Source organism: Chthoniobacter sp., assembly GCF_040003245.1.
Taxonomy (GTDB): Bacteria; Verrucomicrobiota; Verrucomicrobiia; order Chthoniobacterales; family Chthoniobacteraceae; genus Chthoniobacter.
Genome location: NZ_JBDUCX010000274.1, coordinates 1 through 8472, shown reverse-complemented (window position 1 = coordinate 8472; position 8472 = coordinate 1). Strand labels below are relative to the sequence as shown.

Below are 8472 nucleotides of genomic sequence, written 5' to 3'. Positions count from 1 at the left end.
TCTGCCGGGCGTTCTGCTCGTGCTCGATGATCTGCTCGATGACCTTGTGCAGCCGGGCGATGATGTCGTCTTCCTTTTCGCCGAGGGTGGTTTGGTTGGAGACCTGGAAAAGATTACCGAGGGCCTCGGTGCCTTCGCCGTAGAGGCCGCGCACGGCGAGGCCGATCTTGTTTACGGCCTGGATGACCTGGTTGATCTGCTCGCTCATGACCAGCGCGGGCAAATGAACCATGGCGGAGGCGCGCATGCCGGTGCCGACATTGGTCGGGCAGGCGGTGAGGTAGCCGAGTTTGGAATGGAAGGCGTAATCGAGCTTTTCCTCCAGCGCGGAGTCCACCTTGTCGATCATCTTGAAGACGCTCTTGAGCTGCAGCCCGCCGCGGATGGCCTGCATGCGGAGGTGGTCCTCCTCGTTGATCATGATGGAGAGGGTCTGCCGGCGGTTCATGACCACGGCGGAGCCGACGCCCTTGGCAGCGTGCTCGCGGGAGATGAGGTGGCGCTCGACGAGCACCTGCTTTTCCAGCGCGGAAAGGTCCTGCGAATAGACGGAAAAGGCGTCGTTCATTTCCGTGAGCGACTCGACCTGGGGCTTGATGGTCTCGAGGATTTGCAGGCGTTCGTGCTTCTTCGCCCAGCCGGGGAAGGCAAAGGTCTTGAGGTTGCGCGCCAACCGCACGCGACTGCTGACGACGATCTGGTGATGCGGGCCTTCGCCGCGCATCCATTCGCCGGTGTTGTTGAGAATATTGTGGATGGCCATGGGGTGCCTTACTCGACGTCGAGATGCCGGATCTGGTCGCGGAGGGTGGCGGCGGTTTCGTAGTCCTCGGAGGACACGGCTTTCTTCAGGTCGCGTTGCAAGGTCTTGAGCGCCGACTCGCGCTCGATGGTCTTGACCATGCGCGCGGGCACTTTGCCTACGTGTTCGTTGCCCTTGTGCATGCCCTTGAGCAGCGTGGAAAGGCCATCGGCAAAAGTGGTGTAGCAGTTCGCGCAGCCGAGGCGGCCGGTCTTCTTGAAATCCGCCTGGCTGAAGCCGCAGGTGGGGCACTTCTGCACGGTGCCGCCACGCTCCATCTCCTGCGCGGCGCCGAGGCCGAGCAGCAGGTCAGCGAGCGCAAAGCCGGTGGGATCGGTGACGCCTTTCTCCTTCGAGCAGGAATCGCACAGGTTCACCTTCTGCATTTTCCCGTCCACGATCTGGGTGAGAAAAACCGTCGCTTGATTCGTTTTACAGACGTCGCATTGCATGGGTGGGAAAGGTGCTAAAGATAAGTCGCCGGTTTTGGTCGCGGCGTCAACTTGCGGCGAAAGGACGTGGGCAGGTTTAAGGCGCGTGTCCCCGGGCAGGTGTAGGGCGCGTGTCCCCACGCGCCACGGTAAAATGGGATTCGCAGCGCCAGCCCGGCGCGTGGGGATACGCGCCTACACCGTGGCACCCGCTCTCACGCATAGATCGGCGTGCCGGTGCTCTGGGTGAGCTCGCGGAAGCGGGCGATGATGCGATTGGTGATCGGGCCGGGTTTGCCGTCGCCGATGGGGCGGTTGTCGAGCTTCACGGCGGCGATGACCTCGGCGGCGGTGCCGGTGAGGAAAAACTCGTCCGCGGTGTAAAGGTCGTAGCGGGTGAGCTGGGTGACGTTGATCTTGAGCCCGAGCTCGGCGGCGATATCGAGCACGGCCTGCCAGGTGATGCCGCGCAGGGAACCGGCGTAGACGGGCGGGGTGAAGATCTCACCGCGCTTCACGATGAAGACGTTGTCGCCGGTGCACTCGGCCACGTAACCCTCTTCGTTCAACATCAGGCCTTCGTCGGCCTTGCTGAGGTTGGCCTCGATCTTGGCCATGATGTTGTTGAGATAATTGAGCGACTTGACCGCCGGACTCAGGGCGCCAGGGGCCACGCGACGCGTGGCGCAGGTCACCACCGTCATCCCGCGCTCGTAGGCTTCCGGCGGGTAGAGCTGGATGGTGGCGGCGATGATGATGACCGAGGCCTTCGGGCAACGATCCGGGCTGAGGCCAAGGTTGCCTTTGCCGCGCGTGACCAGCAGGCGGATGTAGCCGTCACGCAGGTTGTTTTTGCGGATGGTCTCCAGCGTGGCGGCCTCCAGTTCCTCCATGGTCATGGGGATGGTGAGCATGATCGCCCGAGCGGAATCCCACAGGCGCTCGAGGTGCTGGGTGAGCTGGAAGACGCGCCCATTGTAAAAGCGGATGCCCTCGAAAATGCCATCTCCATAGAGCAGGCCGTGGTCAAAGACGGAAATCTTCGCCTCGGGTTCAGGGTAGAATTGGCCGTCGATGTAGATGGTGAGTTGCATGGAGAAAGGGGGGCAACCTGCCAGTGGTTGCGCGTAAATTCAAGCTACCAGCAGGCCGTCGCGAATTTCGAGCCGGCGGTCGCCCCGGGTAGCGAGGTTCGCGTCGTGGGTGACGACCACCAGAGTCTTGCCGCGCTCGCGGACGAGGCCGAGCAGGAGCTCGATGATGCCCTCGCCGGTTTTCGAGTCGAGATTGCCCGTCGGTTCATCGGCGAAGATGATGCTCGGGTCGTTGATCAGCGCCCGGGCGATGGCCACGCGCTGCTGTTCGCCGCCGGAGAGCTCGGCGGGGAGATGCTGCATCCGGTCGGCGAGGCCCACGTCGGTAAGGGCGCGCTCGGCTGCCTCCCGCTTGACCTTGCCGCCGATCATGGAGGGGAGCAGCACGTTTTCCAAAGCGGTGAGTTCCGCGAGGAGGAAGTAGCCCTGGAAGACAAAGCCGATGCGCTCGTTGCGGATCCGGGCCTGCACATTCTCGCCGCCCTTGTAGAGATGGGTGCCTTCGAATTCGACGGTGCCGGATTCCGGGCGCTCCAGTCCGGCGAGGGTGTAGAGGAGGGTCGTCTTGCCCGCGCCCGAAGCGCCGCAGAGGAAGGCCGCCTCGCCCTTCTGGATATCCACGCTAATCCCGCGCAGGACTTCGATCTGGCGCTTGCCGAGCTCGAAGGAGCGGCGCAAGTCGCGGGCGACGAGCTGGGGCTGGGCGGTGGATGGAGTGTTGGGAGCGGGAAGACTCATGCGAGCGGCGACCGAAAGTGATGGGGTGGCGATCAACTATCAACCTTGAACCGCGTCTGTCGCACCGCTTCGTAAAGGACAATGCCGACGGCGGTCGCGAGATTCAGGCTGCGCGTCTGCTCGGTCATGGGGATGGTGAGGCAGTGGTCGCGATTGGCCTCCAGCAGGGGCTCGGGCAGGCCTTTCGTCTCGCGGCCGAAGACGAGGAAATCGCCGTCGCGGAACGGCGCGTCCCAGTAGGTGCGCTGGGTCTTGGTCGTCAGGAAGAAGTAGCGGGTGCCGGCTGCTTGGGCGGCCTGCAATTCAGCGAACGACTCCCAAGTGCTCACGCGCACGTCCTTCCAGTAGTCCAGCCCGGCGCGCTTCAACTCCTTGTCGCTGATCGAGAATCCGAGCGGCTTGACGAGGTGCAGATGGGAGTCCGTTGCCAGGCACAGGCGACCGATATTGCCGGTATTGGGCGGGATTTCCGGTTCGACGAGGACGACGTGGAGCATGGTGGGGAAAGGATGAAGGATGAAGGCGGAAGGATGAAGACAAAGAAGCGAAAGGATCATTCGTCATTCGACAACTCCCTTCATCCTTCATCCTTCCGCCTTCATCCTTCCTATTGCGCGCCCCTAGGGATGCGTGCTAGATGCCCTGTTACCCCGTGCGTTATTTCAAAGTCACCCTCATTATCGGCTTCTTCGTAGCCCTGCTGGTGTCGCTGCTTTATGAGGGTGGGCTGTTCCAGCCTTCCGACTCGACCCTGGCGACCCTGACCCTGCAGAACTACGCTCCCGCCTGGCATCGCGCGATCCAGTATCCCCTGTTCGTCTTCTTCGGCGCGGCCATCGCTTGGACGACGATCGATATCCCGCGCAACTCCCTGAAGGCGGTCGTCGCGGCCGGCGCGCTGTTGCAAGTCGTCAGCATGGTCTGGGTGCTCCGCCTGCTCGGCGTCTTCTTTTCGCCCTTCCCGAGCCTCGTCGCCATCGTGCTCAGCTTCGCCGCCGGCATCATCTATTCGCGCAGCGAAGTGGGCAGCCGCAAGCGCGTCATGCGCCAGATCCTCGGTGACCGCGTGTCGACCAAGACCTTCTACGCGCTGCTCAATTCCTCGGAGCCGCTGAACCTCGAGGGCGAACGCCGCGACATCAGCATCCTCGTCTGCGAGATCTTCAATCACGACGACCTCGAGGCCTCGCTCACCGCGCCGGACTATGTGGCGCTGACCAATTCCTTCCGGCGTAATGCGGCGGACTTCCTCGTCGACCGCGGCGGTTACCTCGATGAATGCGACGGGGAAAGCTTGCGCGTCGTCTTCGGCGCACCACTGGCCAATCCCGACCACGCCCGCATCGCCTGCGAAGCCGCGCTCGCCCTCACCGAGCGGCTCGATGAGGTGAACGCCGAGTGCCATGGGGTGTGGAAGCAGATGTTCGACTTCCGCATCGGGGTGAACTCCGGCGAGATGGTCATCGCCGCCTACGGCTCGAATCGCCTCGGCACCTTCAGCGTGGCCGGCGAGCCCGTGGAATTCGCGCGCCGCCTCTGCCGCGCCAATCTCATCTACGGCTCCCGCATTTTGCTCGGCACGAATACCTTTCAGACGGCGGAAACGAACATTGAGGTGCGGCCGATGGAACTCATCCAGCGCTACGACGACGGCAGCCGCGAGGAGATCTACGAACTGCTCGCCCTGCACGATGTCCTGTCCTTTGAAGACCTCGAGCGCCGCGACCTTTTCTGGCAGGGCGTGATCTATTACCGCGAGCAACTGTGGGACGACGCGCTCGGCCTCTTCCACAGCGCCCGCAGTTCCAGCGGCGCCGATGGGCCCGTGGAATTCTATATCCGCCGCATCGAGCAACTGCGCGCCGGCACGCCCGCGCTCGACTGGAGCACCTCGCGGTTGTGAGTGCGGTCGGTTGATGGTGGATACAAGATGAAGCGCGTCGCTTATCCTGCTGCGATTCAGGCACTGATCGGCGAGCTCAAGCGCCTGCCGGGCATCGGCCCGCGCAGCGCGGAACGCATCGCCCTGTGGATGCTCCAATCGCGTGACGCGCGCCCGCTGGAAGTCTCGCGGGTCATCCGCGAAGTGCATGAGAGCGTGCGCGCCTGCCCGCGCTGCGGTTTCTTTACGACGGATGCGTTGTGCGAGATCTGCGCCGATACCACTCGCGATGCGGCGTTGATTTGCGTGATCGAGCAACCGACGGAAATCCTGCCGCTCGAGCGCACCGGTGTCTTTCGCGGACGCTACCATGCGCTCGGTGGAAGGATCTCCCCGCTCGATCACGTCGGCCCGGAGGACTTGCGTATCGATGCCCTCATCGACCGTATCAAGGCGGAAACGCCATCCGAGATCATCCTCGCCCTCGGTTCGGATGTGGAAGGCGAAGCGACCTCAAACTATCTCGCCACTTTGCTGCGCGAATTGCCAGTCACCGTCACCCGGCTGGCGCAGGGGTTGCCCGCCGGCGGCGGATTGGAACACGCGGATGAACTGACGCTCAGCCGGGCTCTGGCCGGCCGGACGGCGATGAAGTCCTAAAGAAAGAAGCATCCCAGCGCGCGGGCGCGGCGTAAAACGTCGTAGAGATGAGCACTGCCATTCACTGGTTCCGTCGCGACCTGCGGATCACGGACAACACCGCCCTCGCCGCCGCGGTCGCCGCGCACGATCATGTCGTGCCGGTCTACATCATGAGCGAATGGAAAACGGAACATCGTTGGTGCGGTGCGCCCCGGCAGGCCTTCCTCTGCGGGTGTCTCGCGTCGCTGGCGAAGAACATCGAGGCGAAAGGAGGGCAGCTCATCATCCGGCAAGGACGCGCAGATGAAGTCCTCGCCAAGCTGGCGAAACAGACCGGTGCGGACGCCATCTACTTCAATCGCGATCCTGATCCATTCGGGCGCGCCATGGAGCAGCGCCTGGAGAAAGTCGCACAGGATCTCGGCATTCGACTCCACGCGCACAAAGACATCGCACTGCACGAGCGCGACGAACTGCTAACCGGGAGCGGCACGCCCTTCAAGGTCTTCACGCCCTACGCCAAAGCCTGGCTGAAACTCGACAAGCGCGCACCGGGCCGTTCGCTTTCCAAGATCTCCACCCCTCCCCATATCGCCAGCGATCCGCTGCCGACGTTGCACACCTGGAAGCTGTCCAGTGACGCGACCATCGTCGAGCCCGGCGAAGCCGCGGCCCGCAAACGCCTCGGACGCTTTCTCGACGGCCCGATCTTTAACTACGACAAGCGCCGCGACCTGCCCGCGGAAGACGGCACGTCGCGCCTCTCGCAAGACCTTCGGCACGGCACGCTCTCCATTCGCGAAGTCTACGCCAAGTGCGCCGCCGCCACGGAAAAAGCGCCGGTGGCCCAACGCCGCAGCGCCGGCATTTTCATCAACGAACTCATCTGGCGCGAATTCTACATGCAGGTGCTCTGGCACTGGCCCGAGGTGCTCGACCGCGAATTGCAGGAGCACTACCGCGACTTGAGATGGCGCGACCATTGGCGGCCGGAGAAGAAGGATGGCGGCCAGGAGTTCGGGCATTGGTGCCGGGGCGAAACCGGCTTCCCCATCGTTGACGCCGGCCTGCGGCAGCTCGCGGCCACCGGGTTCATGCACAATCGCGTGCGCATGATCGTGGCCATGTTTCTCACCAAGGACCTGCACATCTGGTGGATGCACGGCGAAAGCTGGTTCATGCGGCACCTCGTGGACGGCGAGATCGCGAGCAACAACGGCGGCTGGCAATGGAGCGCGAGCACCGGCACGGATGCCGCGCCCTACTTCCGCATCCAGAATCCGTGGTCCCAGACGAAGCGCTACGATCCCGATGGCACCTACATTCGTCGCTGGGTGCCGGAGCTGCGCGAAGTGCCCGCAGCCCGGCTGTGCGCGCCGCCGGAATCGGGCCAGCCCCTGGCCAAAGGCTACCCGTTGCCGATGGTCGATCACGCGCGCGAACGCGACGTGGCTCTCGACATGTTCCGCCGGTGATTTCGCGCGCTCTTGCCGGAAGCCGCGGAATTCGTCTAACATCGGGGCATGAAGCCGCTGCCGTTCCTCCTCGTCACCGCCCTCGCTCTCGCCGCCTGTGTTTCGTCCCCGCAAGAAAAGGCGGCCGAGCACCAGCGAGAATTGCAGGAGCAGGCGAAAGAAAAATTCGAGGAGCAGAAGGAAAAAGACAAGGAACGCGCCGATGAAGTGCGTGAGGCGCGCGAGCGGGCTGCGGACGATGCGAAGAAGCGCACCGAGGATGTGGCTGATGCCCGTCAACGTGCCGCCGCCGACGCCGCGCGCTACAAGGCTTACGAGACGGAATACGCGCATCAGCTCGGGAAAAAGCCTTCCCAGCTCACGCCGGAAGAGCGCCAGTGGGTGCGCGATCATTTCTAAGCCGTTAACAACCGTTCCCTCCTTGCGCTACGCGCCGCAAAATGCCTAGCGTGCGGCGATGAAGTATTTTCCCCCGCTCGCCCTCGCCCTCCTCCTATCTGCCTGCGCCATCCCGCTCACTCCCGAGGACCGGGAGGCGGCGCATCAACTCCAGCTCCAAAAGGAGGCGCGCGAAAACTTCATCGCGCTGAAAGCGCAAGAGCACCCCGGACGGCCGCCAGTCCTGCACGACGAAGCCCCCGCCCCCGCGCCGAAGCCCGGTCTTTTCGCGTTTGGCGGCGGACGGCAGCCCGCCCCAACGCCCGCTCCAGTCCCCCATACGAAGGCGGAACGTCAGGCCCTGCGAGCCCAACAGGCGCAGCGAGCCCAGCAGCCCCAGGCGCAAGCTCGTCCCGCTCCCCCGACCGCTGCCTCGTACTCTCCTCCGGCGCACTTTGTCCCCACGTCCAAGGCGCAGCCGCCCCGCAAGGTCGACGACACCGTCTACTATTGGGAGGTCCAAAACGCCCGCCAGCGGATCTCTCCACGCCAGCAGGCAGCCGAGGCCAAATACGCCCGCAGGCTGGCCAAAACCCCCGAGACCCTCACGCCCGAGGAACGCATCTACGCCCACGAGCACTTTTGAGCTGGGCTGATCGTCCGCCGGCTCTTCCGCATTAAGAACGCGAAGAAATATTGGCCCGCGCACCGCGAGCCGCTATGCACAGCCCGCCATGTCTTTCCCTCTCGCCGTTCTCTCCCCGAACGCCCTTCTCCTCGTCGCTGTGGTGGCGATTGCCGGGCTCGTTTTCCTCATCGCGAAGGTCAAACTCAACGCGATCATCTCCCTCACCCTCGTGTCCTTGCTCCTCGGCCTGGCCGCGGGCATGGAGCCGACCAAGGTCGTGGAGAGCTTCAGCGCCGGTCTGGCCAAAACGCTCGGTGACCTCGCACTGATCATCGGCCTCGGCACGATGCTGGGCAAGATGCTCTCGGAATCCGGGGGCGCCCACGTGGTCGCCGCCGGCAT

Annotated in this window: 10 protein-coding genes and 1 pseudogene; 6 read left to right on the top strand and 5 right to left on the bottom strand. The window is 63.9% G+C overall.

Annotated elements, in window-relative coordinates:
- The 5 genes from ABJF10_RS26565 to ABJF10_RS26545 all read right to left on the bottom strand — a co-directional run.
- A partial coding sequence (locus tag ABJF10_RS26565) for an ATP--guanido phosphotransferase (protein WP_348547648.1) occupies positions 1-763 on the bottom strand: 763 nt, incomplete at its 3' end.
- An 8-nt stretch (positions 764-771) separates the two neighbouring features.
- Complete coding sequence (locus tag ABJF10_RS26560) at positions 772-1254, bottom strand: UvrB/UvrC motif-containing protein (protein ID WP_348547647.1); 483 nt, start codon at positions 1252-1254, stop codon at positions 772-774.
- Positions 1255-1448: 194 nt separating this feature from the next.
- A complete protein-coding gene (gene ilvE, locus ABJF10_RS26555) occupies positions 1449-2327 on the bottom strand; it encodes a branched-chain-amino-acid transaminase (protein WP_348547646.1) in 879 nt (292 codons plus the stop codon).
- Positions 2328-2366: 39 nt separating this feature from the next.
- Positions 2367-3065 carry an ABC transporter ATP-binding protein gene (locus ABJF10_RS26550; RefSeq protein WP_348547645.1) on the bottom strand — a complete coding sequence of 233 codons (699 nt, stop codon included), beginning with the start codon at positions 3063-3065 and terminating at the stop codon, positions 2367-2369.
- A 32-nt stretch (positions 3066-3097) separates the two neighbouring features.
- Complete coding sequence (locus tag ABJF10_RS26545; protein WP_348547644.1) at positions 3098-3562, bottom strand: tRNA (cytidine(34)-2'-O)-methyltransferase; 465 nt, start codon at positions 3560-3562, stop codon at positions 3098-3100.
- A gap of 155 nt (positions 3563-3717) precedes the next feature.
- On the opposite strand from ABJF10_RS26545, the gene ABJF10_RS26540 reads away from it, so the two are divergent.
- The 6 genes and pseudogenes from ABJF10_RS26540 to ABJF10_RS26515 all read left to right on the top strand — a co-directional run.
- A complete protein-coding gene (locus ABJF10_RS26540; RefSeq protein ID WP_348547643.1) occupies positions 3718-4968 on the top strand; it encodes an adenylate/guanylate cyclase domain-containing protein in 1251 nt (416 codons plus the stop codon).
- A 27-nt stretch (positions 4969-4995) separates the two neighbouring features.
- Positions 4996-5607: a recombination mediator RecR gene (recR, locus tag ABJF10_RS26535; protein ID WP_348547642.1), complete on the top strand. Its 612-nt coding sequence runs from the start codon at positions 4996-4998 to the stop codon at positions 5605-5607.
- A 47-nt stretch (positions 5608-5654) separates the two neighbouring features.
- Positions 5655-7064, top strand: a complete 1410-nt coding sequence (locus tag ABJF10_RS26530; protein WP_348547641.1) for a deoxyribodipyrimidine photo-lyase — start codon at positions 5655-5657, stop codon at positions 7062-7064.
- A gap of 48 nt (positions 7065-7112) precedes the next feature.
- Positions 7113-7463 (top strand): hypothetical protein, encoded by a 351-nt coding sequence (locus ABJF10_RS26525; protein ID WP_348547640.1) that lies wholly within the window; start codon positions 7113-7115, stop codon positions 7461-7463.
- A 58-nt stretch (positions 7464-7521) separates the two neighbouring features.
- Positions 7522-8088: a hypothetical protein gene (locus ABJF10_RS26520; protein WP_348547639.1), complete on the top strand. Its 567-nt coding sequence runs from the start codon at positions 7522-7524 to the stop codon at positions 8086-8088.
- Positions 8089-8176: 88 nt separating this feature from the next.
- A pseudogene (locus tag ABJF10_RS26515) lies at positions 8177-8472 on the top strand (permease DsdX); the annotation flags it as partial.